This is a genomic window from Paenibacillus sp. FSL W8-0194, assembly GCF_037969745.1.
Classification (GTDB): domain Bacteria; phylum Bacillota; class Bacilli; order Paenibacillales; family Paenibacillaceae; genus Paenibacillus_AQ; species Paenibacillus_AQ cookii.
The window spans coordinates 2,719,505-2,741,951 of the sequence record NZ_CP150205.1 but is presented as its reverse complement, the minus strand read 5'-3'; the positions used below and the strand labels follow the sequence as shown (position 1 = coordinate 2,741,951).

At 52.6% G+C, this 22,447-nt stretch carries 19 protein-coding genes; all 19 read right to left on the bottom strand.

The window, feature by feature from the left end; genetic code table 11:
* Nucleotides 1–9: 9 nt before the first annotated feature.
* Nucleotides 10–810 carry a sugar phosphate isomerase/epimerase family protein gene (locus MKY58_RS12250; protein WP_339324761.1) on the bottom strand — a complete coding sequence of 267 codons (801 nt, stop codon included), beginning with the start codon at nucleotides 808–810 and terminating at the stop codon, nucleotides 10–12.
* Between the two features lie 75 nt (nucleotides 811–885).
* Nucleotides 886–3,573: a glycosyl hydrolase gene (locus MKY58_RS12245; protein ID WP_339324760.1), complete on the bottom strand. Its 2,688-nt coding sequence runs from the start codon at nucleotides 3,571–3,573 to the stop codon at nucleotides 886–888.
* Between the two features lie 8 nt (nucleotides 3,574–3,581).
* On the bottom strand, nucleotides 3,582–4,466 hold the full coding sequence (locus tag MKY58_RS12240) for a carbohydrate ABC transporter permease (protein ID WP_339324759.1): 885 nt from the start codon (nucleotides 4,464–4,466) through the stop codon (nucleotides 3,582–3,584).
* Nucleotides 4,467–4,481: 15 nt separating this feature from the next.
* Entirely contained in the window at nucleotides 4,482–5,378 is an 897-nt protein-coding gene (locus tag MKY58_RS12235) for an ABC transporter permease subunit (RefSeq protein WP_339324758.1), read from the bottom strand.
* Between the two features lie 63 nt (nucleotides 5,379–5,441).
* Nucleotides 5,442–7,103, bottom strand: coding sequence for an extracellular solute-binding protein (locus MKY58_RS12230; RefSeq protein WP_339324757.1), 1,662 nt, complete (start codon nucleotides 7,101–7,103; stop codon nucleotides 5,442–5,444).
* 272 nt (nucleotides 7,104–7,375) lie between these two features.
* Nucleotides 7,376–9,046: a response regulator gene (locus MKY58_RS12225; RefSeq protein WP_339324756.1), complete on the bottom strand. Its 1,671-nt coding sequence runs from the start codon at nucleotides 9,044–9,046 to the stop codon at nucleotides 7,376–7,378.
* Entirely contained in the window at nucleotides 9,043–10,797 is a 1,755-nt protein-coding gene (locus MKY58_RS12220; RefSeq protein WP_339324755.1) for a histidine kinase, read from the bottom strand. Before MKY58_RS12220 ends, MKY58_RS12225 begins: the two co-directional genes overlap by 4 nt.
* A gap of 255 nt (nucleotides 10,798–11,052) precedes the next feature.
* The gene (locus MKY58_RS12215) at nucleotides 11,053–13,449 is read right to left on the bottom strand and encodes a YcdB/YcdC domain-containing protein (RefSeq protein WP_339324754.1); all 2,397 of its coding nucleotides are present in this window, start codon (nucleotides 13,447–13,449) and stop codon (nucleotides 11,053–11,055) included.
* Nucleotides 13,450–13,732: 283 nt separating this feature from the next.
* Nucleotides 13,733–14,410 (bottom strand): DUF1796 family putative cysteine peptidase, encoded by a 678-nt coding sequence (locus MKY58_RS12210; protein ID WP_339324753.1) that lies wholly within the window; start codon nucleotides 14,408–14,410, stop codon nucleotides 13,733–13,735.
* A 194-nt stretch (nucleotides 14,411–14,604) separates the two neighbouring features.
* Nucleotides 14,605–15,180 carry a methyltransferase domain-containing protein gene (locus MKY58_RS12205; RefSeq protein ID WP_339324752.1) on the bottom strand — a complete coding sequence of 192 codons (576 nt, stop codon included), beginning with the start codon at nucleotides 15,178–15,180 and terminating at the stop codon, nucleotides 14,605–14,607.
* Between the two features lie 242 nt (nucleotides 15,181–15,422).
* Nucleotides 15,423–15,896 carry an IS200/IS605 family transposase gene (gene tnpA / locus MKY58_RS12200; protein WP_007128375.1) on the bottom strand — a complete coding sequence of 158 codons (474 nt, stop codon included), beginning with the start codon at nucleotides 15,894–15,896 and terminating at the stop codon, nucleotides 15,423–15,425.
* A 196-nt stretch (nucleotides 15,897–16,092) separates the two neighbouring features.
* On the bottom strand, nucleotides 16,093–16,590 hold the full coding sequence (locus MKY58_RS12195; protein WP_339324751.1) for a DinB family protein: 498 nt from the start codon (nucleotides 16,588–16,590) through the stop codon (nucleotides 16,093–16,095).
* Nucleotides 16,591–16,690: 100 nt separating this feature from the next.
* Nucleotides 16,691–17,470, bottom strand: coding sequence for a hypothetical protein (locus tag MKY58_RS12190; protein ID WP_339324750.1), 780 nt, complete (start codon nucleotides 17,468–17,470; stop codon nucleotides 16,691–16,693).
* Nucleotides 17,467–18,390: an ABC transporter ATP-binding protein gene (locus MKY58_RS12185; RefSeq protein WP_339324749.1), complete on the bottom strand. Its 924-nt coding sequence runs from the start codon at nucleotides 18,388–18,390 to the stop codon at nucleotides 17,467–17,469. Before MKY58_RS12185 ends, MKY58_RS12190 begins: the two co-directional genes overlap by 4 nt.
* Nucleotides 18,387–18,584, bottom strand: a complete 198-nt coding sequence (locus MKY58_RS12180; RefSeq protein ID WP_339325135.1) for a PLD nuclease N-terminal domain-containing protein — start codon at nucleotides 18,582–18,584, stop codon at nucleotides 18,387–18,389. The genes MKY58_RS12185 and MKY58_RS12180 overlap by 4 nt, the downstream gene beginning before the upstream one ends.
* A 23-nt stretch (nucleotides 18,585–18,607) precedes the next feature.
* Nucleotides 18,608–18,856 (bottom strand): transcriptional regulator, encoded by a 249-nt coding sequence (locus MKY58_RS12175; RefSeq protein ID WP_339324748.1) that lies wholly within the window; start codon nucleotides 18,854–18,856, stop codon nucleotides 18,608–18,610.
* A complete protein-coding gene (locus MKY58_RS12170; RefSeq protein ID WP_339324747.1) occupies nucleotides 18,849–19,262 on the bottom strand; it encodes a YxlC family protein in 414 nt (137 codons plus the stop codon). Before MKY58_RS12170 ends, MKY58_RS12175 begins: the two co-directional genes overlap by 8 nt.
* Nucleotides 19,225–19,779: an RNA polymerase sigma factor SigY gene (gene sigY / locus MKY58_RS12165; RefSeq protein ID WP_339324746.1), complete on the bottom strand. Its 555-nt coding sequence runs from the start codon at nucleotides 19,777–19,779 to the stop codon at nucleotides 19,225–19,227. The genes MKY58_RS12170 and sigY overlap by 38 nt, the downstream gene beginning before the upstream one ends.
* A gap of 378 nt (nucleotides 19,780–20,157) precedes the next feature.
* Nucleotides 20,158–22,416: an excinuclease ABC subunit UvrA gene (locus tag MKY58_RS12160; protein WP_339324745.1), complete on the bottom strand. Its 2,259-nt coding sequence runs from the start codon at nucleotides 22,414–22,416 to the stop codon at nucleotides 20,158–20,160.
* Nucleotides 22,417–22,447 lie beyond the last annotated feature (31 nt).

Sequence of the window (22,447 nt, the reverse complement as noted above, 5' to 3'; positions counted from 1 at the left end):
TAACCCTCCTCATAGGTTTGAATTTGCGTTAATGATTTCATGCCAGTTCGCCGCGATGTCAAGCGGGTCCGGGTTTCTGACTTCATGCACCATGGGTCCTTGGTAGCCGGCCTCAGCAAATGCACGCAGAATGTCATGCCACTGCAGATTGCCCTTTCCGGGCATCCAATGCTTTTCGTCGGTTCCGTCATTATCCGAAATATGCGTCGTCACGATCCGATCCCCCAGCCTCTCAATGAACCGCTGAGGTGTTTCCTTAAACAAATGGTTCACGTCGCAGCATACGCCGAGCGCCGGATTCCCTGCCGTCAGAAATTCCATCTCGCTGGCTGAATGTCCGAGACAAGTGCGGGGCAGACATTCGGCTGCCAGCCTTAGCCCGTTCGCGGCCGCTTCCTGGGAGAGCAGGCCGAGGGTTTGCTTGGCGGTCTGCAATCTTTGGGCCCGTTCTTCCGCAGGCACAGGTTCCCAGCTGGGATGGAATACAAGCGTCCGAATCCCCCAATCCGCGGCGTAGCCGAACAGGCGGCGGACTTTGGCGATGACTTGTTCCAGGGTGGCCGCATCCAGGCTGGACGGATCCCAATCGGTACCGAACGGAATATGCAGCGACCAAACTTCGATGCCCAGTCCACGGGCTGCGTCCACCGCCTCATCGCATCTTCGTTTGACTTCCGGATCGAAAATATCAAGCGGCTGCCATGTCAACTCCATGCAACGGATTCCGGATTCGGCCATTTTGTTGAAGTCGATCGGGTTGGCTAAGCTGAACGAAATGCCGATGTTCCAGTCCCCCGGTTTGCGATTCATGGATTTCCCTCCCAGTCCTTTTTGATGTCCAAACTCCCGGCACCGAGACAGGACAGTCGGAATGCCCCGTCCAGCTTACGGATGATGTCCAACGCATTCACTTCCTAACGTGTCATGGATTTCCAACCGAACAGGTCCGAGAAGCCCGCCTTCCTTCGGAACGGAAAACATTTCGCGGCGTTCCTTCCAATCGGGTCCGGCATCCTCTAGCTCGGCGGCCTTGCTCATGCGGTTCGATACAACGTTCGTGACGCATACTTTAAACCGGTTCATACCGGGAAACAGCCATAGCGTGACATCAAAACGATATGGCGGCACAAAGCTGCATCCGGCCGACGCGCCATTCACGGTCACCTCCGCTATTTCCTCCACTTGACCGAGATCCAGAATCATCCGCTTAGCCGCGCCCAGATCGGCCGAAGATACATCCATTTCCCACTCGTATGCGACGGTGCCGGAAAAAGAAGGGTCCAGCTGCAGCCACGACGACAATCCGCTTCTTGCTCCTCCCTGCCAATCAAACCGGATCTGGCTGCCGTCAACGTCCTTTACGCCAATCAGGCGCTCGTTTTCGGTATAAGCCGCCGGAACGGGAAGGTGCGATGCATCTTGGTCACCCTGGTCATCCATGGCTGACGGGATCAGCATTAACGAACGGTAAGGAGGAAGACGCAGGCGGAACTCCCGCCTGGAACTCCCGCCCGGCGAAGGCAGCATCCATCGTTCACCGGTCAACGGCTCCCAGGCCTGCACGATGTCGACCCCCGGTTCCCCCGGAAAGCAGATCCAACCGTCGACGGCATCGTCTACATCTTCGTTGCTGACCATCCATAGGGAATGCCCTTCCCTTATTCGGTGAAGGATGCGCAAATGTTCCCCGCCGGTACCGGCAAAGGGCAACTGCGCCGGAACGCCGCATTGACGGAGCACCTCCGGCAGCGCCGATGCGTCGCTTGCCAGATGCAAGCCCGGCGAAGCACTGAGCGCCGTCCGCGGCAAAACTTCCCGCCTACGGTTCACGACCTGCGTCGGCATCCGGTTGAAGAATACGACCGGGATGCCCTGCTCAGCCAGCTCGTTCAGCTTATCGAGCAGTTCTTCCGTCAAGATCTCTACGCCGGGAACAACGACCGCAGCGTATCTCTCATTGCGAAGCCCAAGTTTGCCCTCGGCGATGCTGGAGTTCTGCAGCAGCTCTTGCTGCGGAACGAGGTCGTAGTCGTATTGATTTTCCTGAAGCACCTGCTGCACATCCTCGATCGGAGTCGAAGCGCCGGCAAGGCCCAGCGCTCCCGGATAGACTAGCAAGATTGACGCAACGTGGGTTCCCTCGCGAAAAAAATACGAAAGCCGATTTACGTAATGGACATATGCCGCGAAATACGGCCATTGCGGGTTACGTCCCCCGTCATAAAAATAGGGCGGGCAATCCAGATCAGGCCATTTCGGGTTGAAGGCATGCAGGATGAAGTGATTAATTCCTCTGACGGCCTGCCAATCCGTCAGCCACTTCATCATTTTTAGTCCGAGGTGCCAGCCGTAGGCCCCGAACGTCTCCGACATGGCCAAATCGTCTTTGAAGCCGTACACATGGGCGGCGGAGCTGCCCAACTTGGGCAGTCCCCAATAATCCCGATTGCGGTGTCCCGGAATAATCTGATTGCATACGACGTCGATGCCGCCTTCATCCGCATAACGGGAAACCTCGAAAAAATCGCCCGGCCCTTCCGTGGTCCGTTCATGAAACATGTATCGCTCCCCGTGCGTCGGACTTGCTTCGTGCTCGTACCAATGCCCGATATATTTCAGTCCGTGATGTCGGCACCACTCGTGTATCGGCCGGCAATACGTTTCGGCATACGTTTTGTTCAAAAAGTCATAGTAATCGAAGACGAAAAATTCGCTTCCCCTGCTTTCCTCCCTCAGCCACAAGGCAGGCATATAAGGGATCGGGTCATACCCTCTAGCTTCAATGAACCGATTGCGAAGGTCGTATCCCCAGGGGATTTCCTGTTCATGATTGAAATAGGCCGGCTCGTCAAAGAAAAAGCCTTGGACCGGATGGCCGAAATATGCGCCGATTTCCGTTTTCGACGATTCATACACGCGGTCGATGAAGGCTTGAACGGCTCCCGGGTGAAGAGGATCAATGTAATTATCCGCCCTGTCTTCGACCGTAAAGCAAACGATCCACTCTCCCGGAGGAACGTCCCAACGAATGCCGTGCACGATCCCGTGCATATGCGGAGAATCGGGACGTTGAAGCCGTTCGGTCAAATCGATCCCCTGATCGTAAGCGATGACCCCGTCCGTTTTTGGATAAGCATAGACGCTCATCACCACGGACCTGCTCCGGTTCGTCCAAGGAGGCATCAAGCTTACCCGGTTTAGCGGTCCGCGGTAACGCACATATTGGAGACGCATCGACGAACGCCGAAACGCCGGATCAAGCTTTTGGATCGTATTGCCCGCCACTCCGCTCGGGTACCATTTTTCGTCGAACAAATAGGCGCTTACGCCGGCTTCCCGGCACCAGCCCAGAACCAGTTTCAAATCCGACCACCACTTCGGTCCGAGATAGTCCCAATGGGGCCTGGACTCCAGCGTAAGCTCCCCGATCCCGGAGCCGACGGCCAAATCGAACGTCTTCCTGAGCTCATCGGGACTTTCCGTGCCATGCAGCCAAAATAAGGTTCCCAGCAATTTCGGAGGCTTTTCGAAGTTTTTTCTCCACGTATCCGGCACGCGCATGTTTGCATTCATCCCCCTCTTCATCCTTTTACGCTGCCCATGACGATCCCTTTGATAAAGAAGCGCTGCAGGAACGGATACACCAGGATAATCGGCAATGCGCCAAGAAAAATCTGTGCCGTTTTTATCGTTTGTTCCGATAAATCCTGAAGCAGGGACAAGTCGGTTGAAGTCAGCATCGTCAGGTCTTGGCCTACTATGATGGTTCTCAAGTAGCTCTGCAGCGGGTAGTTTTCCGGCGAATTCATCAAAATCAGACCATCAAACCAGCTGTTCCAATGGCCGACGATTGTAAACAGCCCGATCGTAGCCAGTGCCGGCAATGACAGCGGAGCGTAGATCCGCCAGAGCGTCGTCCAGTGCCCGGCTCCGTCCATGAAAGCCGATTCCTCTAATTCCTTGGGCAGTCCCCTGTAAAAATTCAGCAGCAGGATCACATTGAAAACCGGCACGGCGCCCGGCAGCACCAAGGCCCAAATGGAATCCAGCAGCCCTAGGGACTTAATCGTCATATACCAAGGGATCAGGCCGCCGTTGAACAGCATGGTCAGCACAAGCAGCCACGCATACAGCGTTCTCCACCTGAACTTCGATTTCTCTTTAGCCAGCGGATATGCGGTCAAAATGGTGAGAAACATGCTGATGGAAACGCCGAGCACGACACGTTTCACCGTAATCCATAAGGCATCCAGAAATTCAGGCTTTTTCAGCACGTATTCGTAAGCGCTGGGAGTAAATTGTACCGGCCATAATTTCACCAGACCGCCCATCGCCGCCGCGCTCGAGCTAAACGATACCGCAAGCACGTGAATGAGCGGCAGCAGGCAAAGGATTGAAATAGCGATAAGTAACGTATAGTTGATCGCAATAAACAAGGTACGGCTTATTCCCCGTTTTTGAACCATGAGATCACCTCCCCGTCAGAAGATTCGGTATCCGGCAAACCGGTAAGCCAGCAGGTAAGAGGAAGAGATCAGCAGAAGCGACACGACGGATTTGAACAGTCCTACGGCCGTCGCCACGCTGTATTGCGCATCGATCAATCCGATCCGGTAGACGAACGTATCGATAATATCCCCGCTTTCATATACTTGCGGACTGTAAAGATTGAAGACTTGGTCGAAACCGGCGTTCAGCACATTCCCCAGGCTCAGCGTCGTCATCAGGACGACGACCGGCAAAATTCCGGGAATCGTAATGTTGAGCGTCTGCCGCCAGCGGCTTGCCCCATCGATCTCGGCCGCTTCGTACAGCGACTGGTCGATGCCCGTAAGCGCTGCTAAATAAACGATCGTGCCGAACCCGAAATCCTTCCACGTATCCGTAATGACCAGCACATAAGGAAACCAGTGGTTGTCGCCCAAAAAATAAATCGGATCGATTCCAAACCATCCCAGCAACTGATTGAGGATTCCTTTCAACGACAATACATCGATCAGAACGCCTCCCAAAATGACCCAGGACAAAAAATGGGGCAAATAGATCAGCGTCTGGATCATCCGTTTGATCCGCTCCCTCGCCAGCTCATTCAGGAGAAGCGCAACCGTAAGGGGGACCACCAGACCTGCGATGATTTTCATGACCGCGATAAAGATCGTGTTGTATAGGATCTGAGATATTCCCGGGAGATGGTAGACATAAAGGAAATTGTCCAGGCCGACCCATTCCGACCCGAAGAATCCCTTATTGGGGTAAAACTTCTGAAACGCAATGACAATTCCGACCATCGGCCAATAGCTGAATACGGCAAGGACGGCAAGCGCCGGCAGAAGCATAAAGTGCAGCGGCAATTCATGCCTCCATTTCTTGAAAGTCATTTGATCGCCTGCCCTTCTTTCAGGTTGAGAAATCATGTTCTGTCATCGTATTTTCACTTTCGATTACTTGACCGATTTTGCCCATTCGTTGACTTCGCTCGTCATATCGTTTCCGCCAAGCTTTTTCCAGTCTTCGACGAATTTATCGAACGCGCTGATCGGCTCGCCCATAATAATCTTGGTGAACGTCTCCAGCTCCATCTTGTCGAGCGTCGCCTTTTTGTCCCCCATGCTTTTGGTCGGGGCGCCGAAAAACTCGTTCATCAGCGGCAGGTTCTCTTTTTGATACTGGTTGATGACCGCAAACGAGCTGGATTCGCCGAACACCCGGGCCTGGTTCCATTGCTTGTTGTCCCCGTTATTGAATTGCTTGATCTTCTCGTACGTGGCCCGCTGCTCACCGTTCAGCTTGGACGTGTCTCCGGTCTTCAAGCTTTCGATGACAGCCAGGTGCACGTCCAGGTTTTTCGTGGGAGACCAGGCATTAAACGGTGCGTGCTTAAACAGTTCGATTCCATCCGGAGAGCTGAAGAAATGGCTGAAGTCCGCGTTTTCTCCCCATCCCTTCTCGATGAACAGGTTGACCATTTGCATGACCGCTTCCGGATTTTTGGCCCCCTTCTTCACCGCATAATAGGCAAATACGGGATTTCCGACTTGCGGTCTTGCAGGAGCAGAATCAACGGAGACGATTTTGTATGCCCCCCACTCCATCTTAGGATCCAAATCTTTGCCTTTCTGCAGCGGATTGATCGGGTTCCACATCGCCCCATAATACAATCCGATTTTGCCTGCGACGGCATCTTCGCCCGTCTTGCTGCCGTCCTTCACGCCGAATTCCTTATCCAGCAATCCGTTTTTGTACATTTCCTGCAGTTTTAGGAGTGCCGACCTCGTCTCAGGCAGGATGGAGCCGTAGACAAGGCTGCCGGAATTGTCTTTGACCCAAGCGCCCGGATAAGCATGGAAGCCGTTAAAAAAGCCCCCCAGTCCCATGATGCCACCGCCGCCGATCCCTTTGTTGATCCCCATGCCGAAGGTGTCGTCTTTCCCGTTTCCATCGGGGTCCTGTTTGGCGAAGGCTTCCGCGATTTTGAGAACGTCATCCATCGTTTTGGGCTCCGGCAGCTTCAGCTTTTGAAGCCAATCGGTGCGTACCCAAAGAACGTTTGCCCCGTCAATGGACGAATTCGTATTCGGTATGGCCATCAATTTCCCGTTAAATTTGGCCGAATCGAGCTGTGTTCCGTCCATAAACTTTTTGGCGAGCGGAGTCGCATATTTTGCATAAACGTCCGACATATCTTCGACCATGTCGGCGTCGACCAATTGTTTCAGTTGATTTGCGTTGACCGGAATAATATCGGGGAGATCTCCCGAGGCAATCATGACGTTCATTTTCTGGGTCGCATCATCGCCGCTGGTGGCAATCCATTTATATTTCAGATGGATCCCCAGCTCATCCTTGTAGGCGCGGGTCCACTCATTATTTTCGATCGTATCGCCGCCGGTGAATTTCATGGAAGAATCGGCGGTTCTGACCGTTGTCACTTCGATAGGCGTCGCGTATTTGCTGAGTGGTCCAGCAGGGGCTTCGGCGGCATTCGTATCCGGCCCGCCATTCGGCTTGGCGTCGGAAGATTCTTTCGTGGATGAACCGCAAGCGGAAACGACGATCATGGAACTGACGGCAAGAAGCGCTATCATAGTCTTAACTGTCTTCATGGGTACCCTCCCGTTTCTGTTATCGCATTTCAACCCTCGCGATCCGCGGCCCAGCTAAGCTTGCCGAGCTCAGAACAAGCAGCTTGGATCGGATGCTCCGAGGTCCGTAGCCCTATTATAAAGTGACATGTTGACCCTTTCCCATAATAAGAATTGCACATTCCTTGCTCGATTTGTACGACAATGCCAAACTCCGAGCAGTGATCGTTTGAATAAGAAAACCCGATGCATTTCGCACCGGGTTCCTTGAGCTCACGATTGTCCCCTAACCATCAGTTGCGGGTCGACTGATGCATTTCTCTGAACTCTTGAGGCGTACAGCCTGTTTTCTTTTTGAAGATCCGCGTAAAGTAAGCGGGTGATTCGAATCCGACTTTTTTGCATATTTCATGCATTTTGAGGCGGGATTCGACCACCAGCTCTTTGGCTTTCTTGATCCGTTCATCGGTAATGTAATCGGGCAGATGGATTCCCGTCATTTGTTTATACAGTCTGGACATATAATAGGGATTCAGATGTACGAGATCGGACAATGTCGTCAAGGATAAATCGGAATCCAGGTGATCCTCCACGTAACGATTCAATCGATGCACCACTTGATTCGTATGTTCCTTCTTCTCATGATCCCTTGCTTCAATCAGCCGGAGCGCCGTCTGAATCAAATAGTGGAAGGCGTCCTTTCTTGCGGGATGCAGCTGATAGTGGGACAGCTTGTCGACCTCCACGTCCTTCAGCGGGGCAGGATCTTCGCCCCAGCGGTTCAACTGGGTCAAGAGGTGGGAAGCCATGGCATAGTATACTTCCAGAAAAAAGCCCGTATCCTCATAAAAAGGATCCATCAGGTTGGAAAGCTTGGCCAGCAGCTTGTGCATCTCCTGCTTCTCCTCATCGGAGACATAGTCGTTTCCCGACCATTTTCGAATCACATTGCGAATGGTTTGCTTCCGGATTTCGCTCTCATCCAGCGAATATTCCCCCGTTTGCTGGTCCTCGATAAGAATCGTTTCCTGCCCGATCCCCAGCCCGCGGCCAAGCTCCGCACGCAGTTTCTGATAACGGACCGGGATTTCCCTCCATTCCACTTCCTCTTTTCCGGCGGCAAACGAAAGCGGGATCTTCAGCAGCTCCAGGCTGGTCGACTGAATCATTTCCAAGGTGCCATGAACGAAACGCAAGGTCCGGGACCAGTCCGATGGGAACGAAGAACCCGGCTCCGCTCCCTCCTTAGGCTGAATCAGCCAAAAGAAGCGATTTTGCTCCACATTGACGGATTGAAGCGCACAAGGAGCCAAATATTCCTTCGCGATGTTATGGATGGCAAACATCAGGTGCATTTTATCCGAGGCATTCGTAATATGGGGAGGCCAGCAATCGACCCGTCCCATTACCAGCAGGACTTTCTCATGAAGCGCAAGGGGAATGGACAAGTCCCTCAGCAATTCGGGTTTCAAGGACTTTAGCGATTGGATGCCTTCGCAGAATCCTCGGAGGATCTCCCTTTGCAGCGTCGGTACGGCTAACTGAAACTGTTCCGTTGCTTTTTCGAGAAATCCGGCATTCACCCGCTCGGAATGAAGCAATTCGATGGCTTTTCGGACGCTGCGCAGCAGCGCATCGTCGCTTTCGGTCTTGAGAATGTAATCGACGCAATGATTCCTTATCGCCGTCTGTGCATAGTTGAAATCCGGATGCCCGGTCAGAAAAATGACTTTGCAGGACGGCCACCTCTCGTTGATATGCTTTTGCAGGTCAAGGCCGGACATGCCCGGCATCCAAATATCGGACAACACGATGTCGAACCGGAAAGCATTCAGTTTTTCCAAGGCTTCGTCTCCGCCATAAGCCCGATGCAGGTCCAAGTGCAAATCATCTTCTTCCTGCAAAAGCCGATAAATTCCGTCGACAATAATGGGTTCGTCATCAACGATCAGCAACCGATTCATAATCCGCCCTCACCCTCCAAAGGAATGATCATTTCGACCCTTAAACCGCCCAAGCTTCCTCTTGATAACCGAAGACCGAAGTGTTCCCCGAATTGGATTTGAATCCTCCGGTGCACATTGACCAATCCGGTCGTCTCGAGCGGGGTTTTCTCCGACGCCAGCTTGGATTGCATGTCTTTTAAACGATCATCCGTCAATTCTTCGCCGTTATCCTCCACGACGATCATCAGCTGGTTCCCGGAAGCTTCGAAGGTGATGGCGATTTCACCGTTCTTTTTCTTGTTCGCCAGCCCATGGTTATATGCGTTCTCGATGAGCGGCTGGAGAATCAGTCTGGGAACTTCCCGTTTTTTGTATGCCGACGGCAGATCGTCCACTCGTACGGTAATTCGGTTCGAGAAACGGAATGCTTGAATATCGATATACGTTTTGGCGAACATCCACTCCGCCTCCAGCGTTACTTCGCCGGCGCCGTCGCGGGTAACGAATTGGAAGTATTGCCCCAAATATTGAGCGAACGTGGTTACCCCTTCGTAATCTTCGTTTTTCGCGATGCGTGAAAGGGTATAAAAACTGTTGTAAAGAAAATGCGGATTAATCTGGGACTGCAGCTGCCTGAATTCCGACACCTTAGCCCGGTATTTCTGCTCATACACTTCATGGATCAACACGCGTATATGGTCGATCATGGCATTGAATTGGATGTACAGGTATGAAAATTCATCCTTAAAGCGGGAGGAAACCACATGGTTGAAATTCCCGTGTTCGACCGAGCGGAAGGCTCGTACCAAAGTTCGCAGCGGTCGGTGAATCAAGCGATAAATGACATAGGAAAAATAAGCGATGATAAAGATGGAGAGGACCGAAAAAAAGCGAAACCAATTCCGGTATGTGCTCAAAGGCCCCAGCACGCTATCCTGAGGCAAATAGGTCAGAAGGACGGCCCCCATGGAGGCGGAATGTTCATAACCGATAAAGTAGTTTTTCGCGCCAATCCGAATGGTCTCGACCCCCTTCGGGGCTCCCGACCTGATTTGGCCGGAAACCCATTCGCGCAGCGCCGTTTCCGTTTCCGGGCGATGCAGGCTCGAGATGCTCCATTGGTTGCGATCGTCGATCAGAAGAGCACCGCCCTGCGTGTTGTCGATCATGTCCCCCAAGGCCTTGGCGATTTCCTTTTGATTGATTTCTATATCGACGAGGTAAGAAGGCTTTTCTTCGGAAAGGATATATTCCGGGTACGGCAGGCTGATAAACAAACGGCCGTTCCAGGCGATGAGCGGCGAATAGCCGCGTTGTTTCGATGCGCTGAGCGCTTGGAATTCTTCCTCTGGGGTCGCGTCCACCCCGTTGTTGGAGGAGATCGTCCGGTCCAGCCTTGAGATGTGAATGCTGGCGTTGGCAATATAGCTGCTGGAAGCCTTGAGGAGCAGCATCTGCTTCTGCAAGCGCAGCATCGCTTTCGTTTTTTCGAAATCAGGCATAACGGAAGCTGCTACGCTGAGTTTACCGATATCGTCATCCGTAATATATTCTCTGCCCAGCCTGATCATTTTGCCGAAATCCAGATCCAACGAAGCCATGTAGAAATGCACTTTAGCCAGCATGGAGCCGGAGATTTCCTCCTTTACGGACTTTTCCCCAACGCGGTTCATCTGGGCGCTGACAGCGTAAAGCGGAGCGACGATAAACAGAAAAGTGAAGACCAGCCTCAAGTAAATGTTCAATTTGGGACGTTTGAAAAACGGCATGGCGCACCCCCAATTTCAGGTTGTCCGTAACGGACCCGTCGGTAAGTCTCTTATTCCTATATTCTATCGCCGCCGGCGTTATTAGAAAAGAAAAAGAAAACATCCATCGGCTGCGAACTAAAATCGGTGGATGTTTGAAGACGAATAGGGATATTGACAGCACAGAACCGCAGTCAAAGTGACTGCGGTTCTCACGGGATCGGGATTCCCCGCTTCCGAAAACGGCGTTCCTTAGGTATTCTCTAGAGGATCATATTATCTTTGATTAAGCGGCGTATCCACGTTTCCTTGCAGATGTGCCAGCCGTACCAGGATGGTCGCCGCTTCCGCCCGCGTGACCGGCTTCGCAGGGTCGAATTTCCCGCCTGGCGCTTCCATCAGGCCAAGTTTCAGCATAAGCGCGACGGCTCCTTTGTCCTTGATGGCACTTGCGTCCGAGAGGGACAACGCCTGCGCATCCTGCTGGAAGAACTTGGACAAACGGTTGTAATGCAGAACCGTGGTCAGGCTGGAGGCTGCCGCTTCACGGGTCAACTTTTGCTCCGGATGCAGTTCGGAAGATTTCACGTCGCCCAACCACCCTTTATCCGCAAACAGCTGCACCGCTTGAGCGATCGGGCTGTCCGCCGGAACATCGGCATAAAGCGGCTGCTGGATGCGGCCCCCGTAATAGCTCTGGTCGGGATAAAGCCCTTTAGCGATCATCTGGATCCAATCGCCCAAGGTCACCTCCGCATCGGGATGCAGCAGGCCGTCTTCCGCCGGAGACAGGACCCGATATTCAAGGAGCGTGGCCAGATCCTTGCTAGCCGCGTGGTTCACCGCATCGCTTGGAAGCTCGGGGCTAGGTCCTTTGTTCGGATCGGGCAGCTGAAAAAAGGCTTCCGCTTTGCCCGTGACCCCATCGACATAACCGAGGTTTCTGTTGTTATGGAACGTTGGAACATACGCCAGCCGAACTTTAGGCTCCACATACGTGTTATCCACGGAGTAGCCGCCGCTGCTGATGTACCGCAGCTCCACGCCGAGTTCGTTCAGCAGACGCTCCTGCGCTTCTTTCGGGCTGACTTTAGCTGTTAACCCATCCATCGCTTTGAGATCCGCGTCGGAGGGGGCATTGTCCGCATTGTAGCTAAGCAAATTGCCGCCGCCGTCGATCGAGACGCTTACCGTGCTTCCGTAGACGGGCAAATCCTTATAAAAACGTTGGAACACAAATTGATAAACTGTCTTTGAGGAGGACGGGTTCAACGTTTGAGCATCCGACAGTTTCAGGTCTTCCGCGGCATTCGGATAATGGGCGAGCACCAGCTCGATCGCCTTGGTTTGAGCCTGGGCTGCCGTCACGGCAGGAGCGGAGGCTTTGGCCGGCCCGCTTCCGGGATGTTGGAACTCGTTATAGGAGAGCAGCTGCCCCGTCTCGGCATCCACGACTGCGCTTTTATTGCTTTCCTGGTATATTCCGGGAGTTCGTTTGTTCCAGTTCAAATTCCAAACCTGCTTGTTCCCGTACCAATAGTTCCCTAAGCTGGATTGGAGTTGATATTCCGAGCCGGGGGCGATTTCCCGCACAAGCTTCAGCGCTTGGTCCGCAGTCAACTGTCCACCTTTATGCGGGGTGAACGCTTTATTGGAAGGCTTTAATGCGGTATAACGAACCGCTTGATTGGCTTTATCCAGATCTTTTCCCCAAATCGTATCGATCCCCTTGCCGGAATTGGCATCCGTAGGCACCAAAGTCCGGTCCGGAATGTAGCCGATTTTCCATTCTCGTTTAGAGGACGTATTAAAAAGCGGCGTCGACGATATGTAAGCAAGTTCTACGGACAAGCCTTGCTCAAGACGCTTCTCCGCTTCCTCTTTGCTGATAGCGGCTTTGGCGGATGGATAATCGCCTTGGTAAGCGCTTCGGTTAAAACGGACGATATTCCCGTTTCCATCCACTTCAACGCTCACGAACTCATTATCGGCCGGAAGTCCGTTGACGTCCACCGAATACCCAAAGCTATACCGAACCGGACCGAACAATGCTTGGTTGGACGAAAAACCGAATTCGGTCGAAGGCTTGAACGTTCCGGCTTTGATCGAGGGAGCCGCTTTAGCGATAAACGTCTCGGCAATCTTTTCCGCTTCCTGTTTGGATACCGCCGGAGGGTAATAAGCCGTGTTGGAACTTTCATCTGGCCACATGGAAGGATAATAGAAACTCAGGATGTCTCCCGTCATGGCGTCCACTTCGGTACTGAAGCCCGACGAGTTGTTTCCCTTTTGAATCGACCAGTTCAGTACCCAGATCTTTTTCGTATTGGGCGGGAACACATTCTGCTCCCCATAAGTAATTCTCTCCAGCCTCGCCTCCTTCAAAATTGGAAACAACGTTCTTGTCCGCGCCTCCGCTTGGGCTTTCGTAATCTTGGCATCGGCCGGACCTTGCCCTTTGGATGCGTCCGAACCGCTGCTTTGGGTTGCTTGCGGCGCTGCTGCTTTCTCTACAAGGCTTACGCCGGAAGCCGCCGACACCAACAAAGGCACCTGCAGCAGACTTAAACCGAGTGTGCCTGCGGCCACCTTCTTCGCTACGGATGCGGTTCGCATTTTTTTCCCCTTGTCCTGGTTGATGGGCATGCCAGAGGCATGTTTTTGCTTGTCCATCCTTCTCCCTCCCTATATTACCAAAATAAACCATTTATATTATAGCATAGGAAATCAGGATTCATGCTGGAAATTTAATTGTCAATTTCTCTAAAAACCACATCCATCCTCCCATATTTTCGGCTTCGCCGTGGCTTGAGCGGTTAAGGCGAATCCATGCCTCCTGTACGTCGCCACCTTCCGCGTTCTATGGATAGAAACAGCAGCGGTCTAAGACTGTTTTCTCAAGTCCCGGACGGCTGCTGCTTCATTTTTATGGGGGAATATCGACTCGTTAGAATCACTACCAATATCCGGTTAATGTTAAACCGTTCATGGCATAACTCCATGCTGCTTCATGATAGGGCTGCTCGAGGGGGACCTGCAGCGTGCCGATATCATTCCGTTTCCAATCGACCTCCCGGATCGACTGCAACCCGGACACGGTCTGCAAGAATATAATTCTGCATCTGCCCGGCGTCAATGAGGACAAAGCAGCATGAAGCTCCAAGGCTTCCTCCTCCCCGATCTCTCCCCACCTGATGAACAGAACGGAACGGCTGTGACCGAGCACATGCAAAAACCTTTCGATTCGATGGGCAAGCTTTTCGCTGTACGCACCATAGGCGGCCGTCCAATCCTGGTTGGGGATGACAGGGAAATCATGGACGGATATAACGTTGTAACGCGTATCCAGAATAAAATGGGCGCTTTGGTATGTCCCGCCTTCTTGAAGCACTGCGACGCCCTCTTCCAAAACGGCCGAAGTTCCGTCAATCTTCCGGAGCTGTCCGAGCTCCATAAAACCTTCGAAACGATTTTTTAACAACCGGGTTACGTCCGCGGCCGAATTCGATATCATCCAATCTAGCGGAAAGGAGAATCGCCGCAGCTGATACCGCGACAAATAAATGGACGGCCCGCACCAGCTTCCCAAGCCGATGATAACGTCATAAGCGCCTTTCATGTCCTCTATCTTCACGTTCGTCACCACTTTTTTGTTGATAGATTTGCTATATTCTATGTAACTTGGCGACAAATCGTATAGATGTTCAGGAAATAATAGTTTCAGGGAACACGGGTTTTTATGGTGGCGGCGCTACGGGATCAACTCGAGGCATGTCGCAAACCTATCCCGAAAATCTGCAGTATATGGAATTCCTTCGCATGCTCTCCCTAGGATGTTTTGCGATATAAATAAGCGACAAGAAAACCTCTTTGGTCTTCCTCTTCCATGTAACGAATCCGCTTGAGCGAAGGATCGATATGGTCAAAATCAGACGGCATGATCAAATCTTCCTCTCGTATGAACGGATCCTCCTTATGTTTATGACCGAATCCGCAAACGAAAAGCAGCCCTCCGCTTGCAAGGTTGAGATGAATTCTGCCCAGGTGTTCCTTCCCCAGCCTGTAATGATTAACGACGATATTGTCGTATATCCCTACTTCCTTCAAACAATCCGGATGGGACAGGTCCAATTCCTGCGTCCGCACAGCGTAGTGGTGTTCGGCAGCAAACCGCCTTAAACGGTCCAGCGCCTTGCGACTGAAATCGATGCCGGTTACTTCAAAGCCCTGCTTCAGAAAATACAGCGCATTCCTGCCATCCCCACAGGCCAGATCCAGCAAAGTTCCCTTTTGAAAAAACGGACTATTCTCCAAAATCATTTTTTCCGGCCCCATCAACCGATCGTCCCGCTCCGTAAACTTATGATCCCAAAAATCTTTGTCGCCCATATAGCGCACTGCCATCCTCTCCTTTCAAAACCAATCAAATCATGATTACGCAGCTCTCGTCATTGAAAGTACCGGCTGAATCCCTCCGTCAAACATGAAGACCCTCTCTGAAAAAAATCAGAACCACCCGTCAAACGGGTGGTTTGCTCTTGGGGTATAACCCCTTGTTGCCAAACTGCGCCTAAAGACGCTAGCCTGACAATAAAATTGTTCAGGCTCAGTGTAATTTGTCACTTTCACTTACCAGTTAAACTGGTTTACTTCTTCTTGCTACTGTTTTTGCTGAATGGGTCTTCATACTCTTTCACACTCAGTTTATCAATTGCTTGGTCGTGTGCTTCTTGCTCACGGATATATTTTGCCACGGTTGCTTCATTCAAGCCCACTGTGCTGACGTAGTATCCCTCCGCCCAAAATTTTCGATTGCCATATTTATACTTCAAGCTAGCATGCTTCTCGAATATCATGAGTGAGCTTTTTCCCTTCAGGTATCCCATAAATGATGATACTGAGATTTTTGGGGGAATTGCTACCAACATATGTACATGATCGGGCATCATGTGGCCTTCGATTATCTCCACTCCCTTGTATTTACATAACCGTTTGAATATTTCGATTAAGTCTTTCCTCACTTGATTATAAATCTCTTTCCGTCTATACTTCGGGGTGAACACAATGTGGTACTTGCACATCCACTTCGTGTGAGCTAAACTATAGCTCTTGTTTGCCATCTAAGACCATTCCTTTCATTATTGAGCCTGAACATCTCAATTTTATCGGAATGGTCTTGTTGGTCAAACCCTCGATCCCTCCACCCGCATAGCGGGTGGTTTTATGTTTCGCACGCTTCGCGAGCTCAACTGGCTAAAGCCACTAATAAAAAAATACCGCGATTAGTCGCGGCAATCATGCGGTAAAAATTTATCGTTAATTTCCTTGGTCGTCGGCCGATGGACCGTAGACCCCAGGCACCGGGATGTCCAGCAGCCGCAAATAAACGCCGAGCTGCGCACGATGGTGGACCATGTGGCTTATTCCGAAGGTGCGAAGCGCGATCGCCCGCGGCTGGCGAAGGATAATGTGGTCACCGTTCCGCAGTGTCCATTCTTCTCCAAGCGATTTCTCGTCGCATTCGTCCAACAGCTTTTCAAGCTTGGCCACATTCCCGTCAAACTCTTCCAACAGATCTTCGCGTCTTTCCAAAGCTTCCCGCCGAAGCGGCACGGTCGACAGGTCGAATTCCGGGTAGAGAAAAATCGCGACTTGCCAGTTGAGCAGGTTGATCAGGTGCGTAGCCAGTCCGCTAAGCGTCATCGACTTGGCATGCGGCTTCCAGGACATGTGCTCCTCAGGCAAACGTTCCAGGACGCGGCGCGTCGAAGCCAACTCATTCATGATGTCTCCGACGATCAGTTGTTTCACCATATAATCCCTCTCCTCCCTTATACCGCAAGCATACTATAAACCCGGCCTGATGGAAAGACTTGTCTCTTAGATCGTTCGGCAAGAAGCATAGTGAGGAAATTTATCCTTTTGGATTCCTAAACTTCATTCGATAAACCGCGGCTGCAAAAAAAATGAAGATACACGCCAGGCACAGAAGGGCCGCGCCAACGGCGCCCTTCGCTTCGCCCGCGGGCTCCAGCCATTGCGCCGAAATTTGCGGCAGGGAACCCGGGCTATAAACCGTATACCTCGGCAGCCATCCCGACGCCACGGACAGCAGCAGCGCCGCCCCCAGGCTAACAAAAGCTATACCTGGCGCGGAATCCAGAAGCGAACTCACGAGCAGCGTCAACGCTCCCGCAAACCAGAGCCACAGCAAATAGAAAAGTCCAGCTTTAACAACCGCACCGGCCTCAACGGTGCCGATCATCTGGACGGTATAATACCAGGCGCCTCCATAGCCGAGCGCAAACGAGGCGGTGACGAGGGACAACATGCTTGCCCACTTGGCCGCAGCGTAGGACACGTACGACACCGGCTTTGCAAAGATCATTTGTGAAACGCCGCTTTGCCGCTCCCCGGAAATCATTGTCATGACCGACAATACCAAGATCAAGATCCCTATCGAGCTGTACTGACCTAGCGTTTGCGCCAGCACCTCCGCCCCCGAAGGAGGGGCCATCGTGATCGTCATGCCTTTGGGCATGTTTCCCGCGGACTTCAAAATTTCCGGCATAAAACGCATCATCACCGGCTGCATGACCCCCAGCATCAAGAAGACGAGCGGCACCCACAGCCATTTATAGCTGCGTCCCATCTCCAGCATCTCTTTGCGGAAAAACAACTTGAACTGCATCATGATCGCACCGCCTTCAGGAACAAGTCTTCGAGCGTGCTTTGGCCCGCTTCGAGCGTACGAATCGTCACCCGTCGGGACACGGCATCGGCCATCAGTTCAAGCGCAGCCCGCTCGACGTCCGCGACCCTAAGCTTCGCCCGTCCGCCGGATATTTCTGAATGCATGACGAAGTCCTTGCCCCCCGCCGCTGCAAGCCATGCCCTCGAAACCTCATCTCCACCGACTTCCAGCCGAATCACCGGTTCGCTGTAAGTTCGGCGCAAGTGATCGAGACTTCCCTGCAAAACAATTTTGCCTTCGCGCATCATGAGAATTTCATCACAAATCTCTTCGGCATCATGCAGCACATGCGTTGAAAAGAGGACTGTCGTTTCAAGACGAATACGTTGGAGCAGAGTCAGCACATCCTTGCGACCTGCAGGATCGAGCGCCGATACCGGTTCATCCAGAATAAGCAGCCTCGGGCGGTGGATGAGCGCCTGGGCTAGCCCTAACCGCTGCTTCATGCCGCCGGAGTAACCACCGATCCTGCGTTTGCCCGCATCCCGAAGGCCTACGGCGTCCAGCCACTTTCCGGTCTCCCGTTTGGCTTCGCATCTTGTCAGCCCGGCCAGCTCCCCGGAGTAAAGCAAAAATTCAGCCCCGGTCATCCAAGGATAAAACACGGGCATTTGCGGCAAATATCCGATGAAAGGCCGGGGGTCGGCGACCGGTCTTCCTTCCGCCAGCAGCATGGCCGAACCACCTGACGGTTGAAGCAGCCCCGCCAGCATGCTGATCGTCGTCGTTTTTCCGGCACCGTTCGGGCCGATCAGGGCAGCGCAGCTGCCTTCGGCAATGCTGAACGAAATCCCTTTAACGACTTCGCGATCCTTAAAGCGCTTGGATAATCCCTTTACCTGGAGCAGCTCCCGTGTCATGAGGCATCCTTCCTTCCGATGACAAAGTAAGCGACCGAACCCAGAATGTTTCCGCACACGATGATGATGACCCACAACCATTTCGGCCCGCGCGTCGCCTCCGCTTTATATAAGGATATCAAACCAACCACAGCTAAAATCAGCTGCAAGCCGATCAATGGCGCGATCAAACTCCAAGGTATGCCCGTATTCATCGCATCCATGGTCGTTTCCCCCTTTATTCATTTGATCCATTTTGATGTTTACGGTTCTTTAGACGCTCTTTTCGCAAGGGCCAGTAAATATGAACGAGCCAATAGGCAACGAGCGGTCCAGGGAACTGGATCAGCCCGACGATCCCCCATATCCAGTAGTATTTCGTGTGGCGGCGCGAATGGATGAAGAGGAACAGGCTTTGAATCAGCAAAATGCAGGCGATCAGTACGACTGCCCATAAAGGTACCGATTCGGGATTCGTTTTAGGCATGTCCGGACTTCACCTTCTTCTTCGAATGATAGAAAAAGCGAAAAGCAAACGCGATCGCGCCGACGAAGACCAGCCCCTGGATAACCGCAAACACGACGATGTTCATGGACGCCAAAAGCATGTTGCCGCCGATGATGGCCAGGGCCATGATCAAAAACAGCGCAACCTCCAGTCCCGCGCGTCTGCGGAGCTTCCGCTGCTCTACTGCAACAAAACGTTCCAGTTCGTGCAACGGCGGCGGTTCAGGCTGGCGGATCGCCAGTTCCATCTGCTCGAACCCTTGCATCAGCTGCGCGATCAGAGCCTGGTCCTCCGCAAATGGTTCTTCATGAACGATTTCGGCATGCGCTTGCTCCTGCTTGTTTAGATCAGCGGACCTCTCCCGCTCTTCCTTGTTCCACTTCATCCGTCGTCAACTCCTTTCGTACCTGCTGCAACCCGTGATGGATTCTAGATTTCACCGTCCCTGGCGGAATGTCCATCATGTCGGCGATTTCATCATAGGCATAGCCGTAAAAATGCTTAAGCAAAATCGGCAGCCGCCATTCGTAGCCGAGCCTGGAGAGGGCTTGTATCGCATCGGTCCATTCCTCCCGCCTTGCTTTCAGCTGCCACTCCGTCCGGCGTAGGGCCTGCTCCTGATCCTTCCAGTGCTTCTCGACCCTGGTACGGCGCATCTGATCGATATAGATCCGCGTCGCCAGCGTGATCAGCCAGGAAGAAAATTTGGATTTTCCGTTATATAAATGAATCTTCTCGATGCACCTCAGCATCGTTTCCTGCGCCAAGTCCTCGGCCATCGCCGGGTTCATCGTCATTTTGACGAGATATTTCATTAAAAAGGAGTAGTGGGCCTGCAGCAGCTGCGCCATCGCCTGACTATCCCCGCGCTGCGCCCGTTCGATTTGCTTGAGTTCATCCAACCGCAGTCCCTGCTCCTTTCCTTTGGATTCATGCCGCCCATTTGATTGCATCAGTCCGTACGCGACCCATGCAATCACCCATAATACGAAGAGGTTCGCGAAATCGTTCACCGGAAATCAATAAAATTTATCGGGCTCTGCATGACCATATATAAACGGGAACGCGGCAGCATCTCCCGACTACATTCATCCAACGCTGCCGTCTCCTCGAAAAGATGCCGAGTGCCATGCCGTCAGTCCGGGCCTAACACAGGAAAAAAATATAAAAGCCGCGATATTCGCGACTTTATATCGATCTATGTTCTTGTCCTGCGACACGTTTCTTACTTTCAACCATGATATGTGTTTATTCGGGACAGCTGTTTAATTCCATGACAATCATTGCCGTAAATATCTTCCCGTGATCGACTGCTCCGCATGGACAATCTGCGAAGGCGTCCCTTCGAAGACCACTTGACCGCCCTTGCTGCCTCCGTCCGGTCCCATATCGATGATCCAATCCGCCTGGCTGATCACTTCGAGATTGTGCTCGATGACGATCACCGTATTGCCGGCATCCACGAGTCGGTTCATGATCTCCAGCAGGTGTCCGATATCCGACATATGCAGGCCCGTCGTCGGCTCGTCCATTACATAGATGCTGCCCTTTTTATGCAGCTCGCTTGCAAGCTTGATACGCTGGCATTCTCCGCCTGATAGCGTGCTGAGCGGCTGGCCGAGCGTAATATAGTTCAAACCTACATCGCTCATCGCCTGCAGCTTGCGGACGACCTCTTTCAGCTGGAAAAATTCCAAAGCCTGTTCCACCGTCATCTCCAGCACATCTGCGATGGACTTGCCGTTCAGCTTGTATGCGAGCACCTCTTCCTTAAATCGTTTTCCTCCGCATGCTTCGCACGGCATCTCCACGCTTTCAAAGAATGAAAGGTCCAAGTACACAACGCCCAGCCCTTGGCAGTGTTCGCAAGCTCCCTTGGAGTTGAAGCTGAACAAGCTTGGGCTCACCTTGTTCGCGGAAGCAAAAGCCTTCCGCACATCATCCAGGATGCCCGTATAGGTCGCAGGATTCGAACGCGTCGATACACCTACCGCCGATTGGTCGATGACGATTGCCTCCGGATGCTGGCTGAGGAATACTTCGTTAATCAGCGAGCTTTTGCCCGATCCCGCCACACCCGTAACGACGGTCAGCACTCCGGCCGGAATGTCGACGCTGACGTTCTGCAGGTTGTGTAAGGTGGCATCCTTGATGGAAAGCTTGCCGGACGGCTGCCTGCAATCTTGCTTCAATTGAAGCGGCCGCTTCATATGGATACCTGTCAATGTATCGGCCTCAAGCAAGCCCTGGTAGCTTCCTTCATACACGATGGTACCGCCGCGGCTGCCGGCGTACGGACCGACGTCAACGATATGATCCGCCACTTTGATGACGTCGGGATCATGCTCGACGACTAGCACGGTATTCCCCTTGTCGCGCAGCTTCTGAAGCAATTCATTTAAGCGGTGCACATCGCGGGGATGCAAGCCAACGCTGGGTTCATCGAAAATGTACGTAACATCGACCAGGCTTCCGCTCAGGTGTTTCACCATTTTCACGCGCTGCGATTCGCCGCCGGACAATGTATCCGTCTCGCGGTCCAGCGTCAGGTAGTCCAGTCCGATATCCACCAGGTGCTGCAGCCGCTCCGTCAGCGACTTGACCATCGGCACGGCGGCAGCGTCGTCAATCTCCCGAATAACGCGGATAAGTTGTCCGACCTCCATGGAGGACAGCTCGGCTATGTTATGTCCGTTGATCTTGCAGCCCAGCGCCGCTTGACTAAGCCTCGCACCGTGACAGCTTGAACATGGACCCTCGGAAATGAACGGAGCGACGGTTTGCTGCGTGCGTTCGGACTTGGTTTTCAAGTCCTGTTTGATGTATTTGTTCGTGAACTTCTCGATGACGCCTTCTACCGTAATATTGGTTGCCTTCCCGGCGAAATCCATCTTCACTTTCCTTGCTTTGCCATACAGAAGCTGTTCCAGGTCTTCAACCGAATAATCGCTGAGTTTCTTATCTGGATCAAAGGAACCTGACTGCACAAGCATGTTCCATTCCCAGCCGCCTGCCGTGTAGCCCGGCAGCATAATAGCCCCTTCATTGAGGGATTTGGACATGTCCACCGCTTTGCTCATGTCGACGGTAAGGCTGCGGCCGATCCCGTTGCATTCGGGACACATGCCTTGGGGATCGTTAAACGAAAACATGTTCGCTCCCCCGACATAGGGCTGGCCTACCCGTGAAAAGAGAAGACGGAGAATGGGAGAAATATCGGTAATGGTGCCCATCGTGGAATGCGAACCGCCGCCCAACCGCTTCTGATCCACGATCACAGCCATACTCAGGTTCTCGATCGCATCCGCATCCGGCTGGGGATATTTGGGCAGAAACGTGCGCACGAACATGCTGAAGTTCTCATTCAGCAAGCGCGTGGATTCTGCGGCAATGGTATCGAAGACGATCGATGACTTGCCAGACCCCGATACACCGGTAAAAATCGTGATCTTCCGCTTGGGAATGCGCAAGGATACGTTCTTGAGATTGTTTTCCCTCGCGGCCGAGATCACGATATACTCCTGATTCGATTCGCTCATGCATGCAACATCCTTTCCAAGTCATGTCCAC

What these genes read in the sequence shown, in the direction of transcription:
- MKY58_RS12175 (WP_339324748.1), bottom strand. Translation starts at nt 18,856, where the DNA reads ATGCCTAAAACGAATCCCGAATCGGTACCTTTATGGGCAGTCGTACTG.
- MKY58_RS12215 (WP_339324754.1), bottom strand. Translation starts at nt 13,449, where the DNA reads ATGGACAAGCAAAAACATGCCTCTGGCATGCCCATCAACCAGGACAAG.
- MKY58_RS12160 (WP_339324745.1), bottom strand. Translation starts at nt 22,416, where the DNA reads ATGAGCGAATCGAATCAGGAGTATATCGTGATCTCGGCCGCGAGGGAA.
- MKY58_RS12225 (WP_339324756.1), bottom strand. Translation starts at nt 9,046, where the DNA reads ATGAATCGGTTGCTGATCGTTGATGACGAACCCATTATTGTCGACGGA.
- MKY58_RS12170 (WP_339324747.1), bottom strand. Translation starts at nt 19,262, where the DNA reads ATGAAGTGGAACAAGGAAGAGCGGGAGAGGTCCGCTGATCTAAACAAG.
- tnpA (WP_007128375.1), bottom strand. Translation starts at nt 15,896, where the DNA reads ATGGCAAACAAGAGCTATAGTTTAGCTCACACGAAGTGGATGTGCAAG.
- MKY58_RS12240 (WP_339324759.1), bottom strand. Translation starts at nt 4,466, where the DNA reads ATGGTTCAAAAACGGGGAATAAGCCGTACCTTGTTTATTGCGATCAAC.
- MKY58_RS12195 (WP_339324751.1), bottom strand. Translation starts at nt 16,590, where the DNA reads ATGGTGAAACAACTGATCGTCGGAGACATCATGAATGAGTTGGCTTCG.
- MKY58_RS12250 (WP_339324761.1), bottom strand. Translation starts at nt 810, where the DNA reads ATGAATCGCAAACCGGGGGACTGGAACATCGGCATTTCGTTCAGCTTA.
- MKY58_RS12190 (WP_339324750.1), bottom strand. Translation starts at nt 17,470, where the DNA reads ATGATGCAGTTCAAGTTGTTTTTCCGCAAAGAGATGCTGGAGATGGGA.
- MKY58_RS12220 (WP_339324755.1), bottom strand. Translation starts at nt 10,797, where the DNA reads ATGCCGTTTTTCAAACGTCCCAAATTGAACATTTACTTGAGGCTGGTC.
- MKY58_RS12180 (WP_339325135.1), bottom strand. Translation starts at nt 18,584, where the DNA reads ATGAATACGGGCATACCTTGGAGTTTGATCGCGCCATTGATCGGCTTG.
- MKY58_RS12230 (WP_339324757.1), bottom strand. Translation starts at nt 7,103, where the DNA reads ATGAAGACAGTTAAGACTATGATAGCGCTTCTTGCCGTCAGTTCCATG.
- MKY58_RS12205 (WP_339324752.1), bottom strand. Translation starts at nt 15,180, where the DNA reads ATGGCAGTGCGCTATATGGGCGACAAAGATTTTTGGGATCATAAGTTT.
- MKY58_RS12235 (WP_339324758.1), bottom strand. Translation starts at nt 5,378, where the DNA reads ATGACTTTCAAGAAATGGAGGCATGAATTGCCGCTGCACTTTATGCTT.
- MKY58_RS12185 (WP_339324749.1), bottom strand. Translation starts at nt 18,390, where the DNA reads ATGACACGGGAGCTGCTCCAGGTAAAGGGATTATCCAAGCGCTTTAAG.
- MKY58_RS12245 (WP_339324760.1), bottom strand. Translation starts at nt 3,573, where the DNA reads ATGAATGCAAACATGCGCGTGCCGGATACGTGGAGAAAAAACTTCGAA.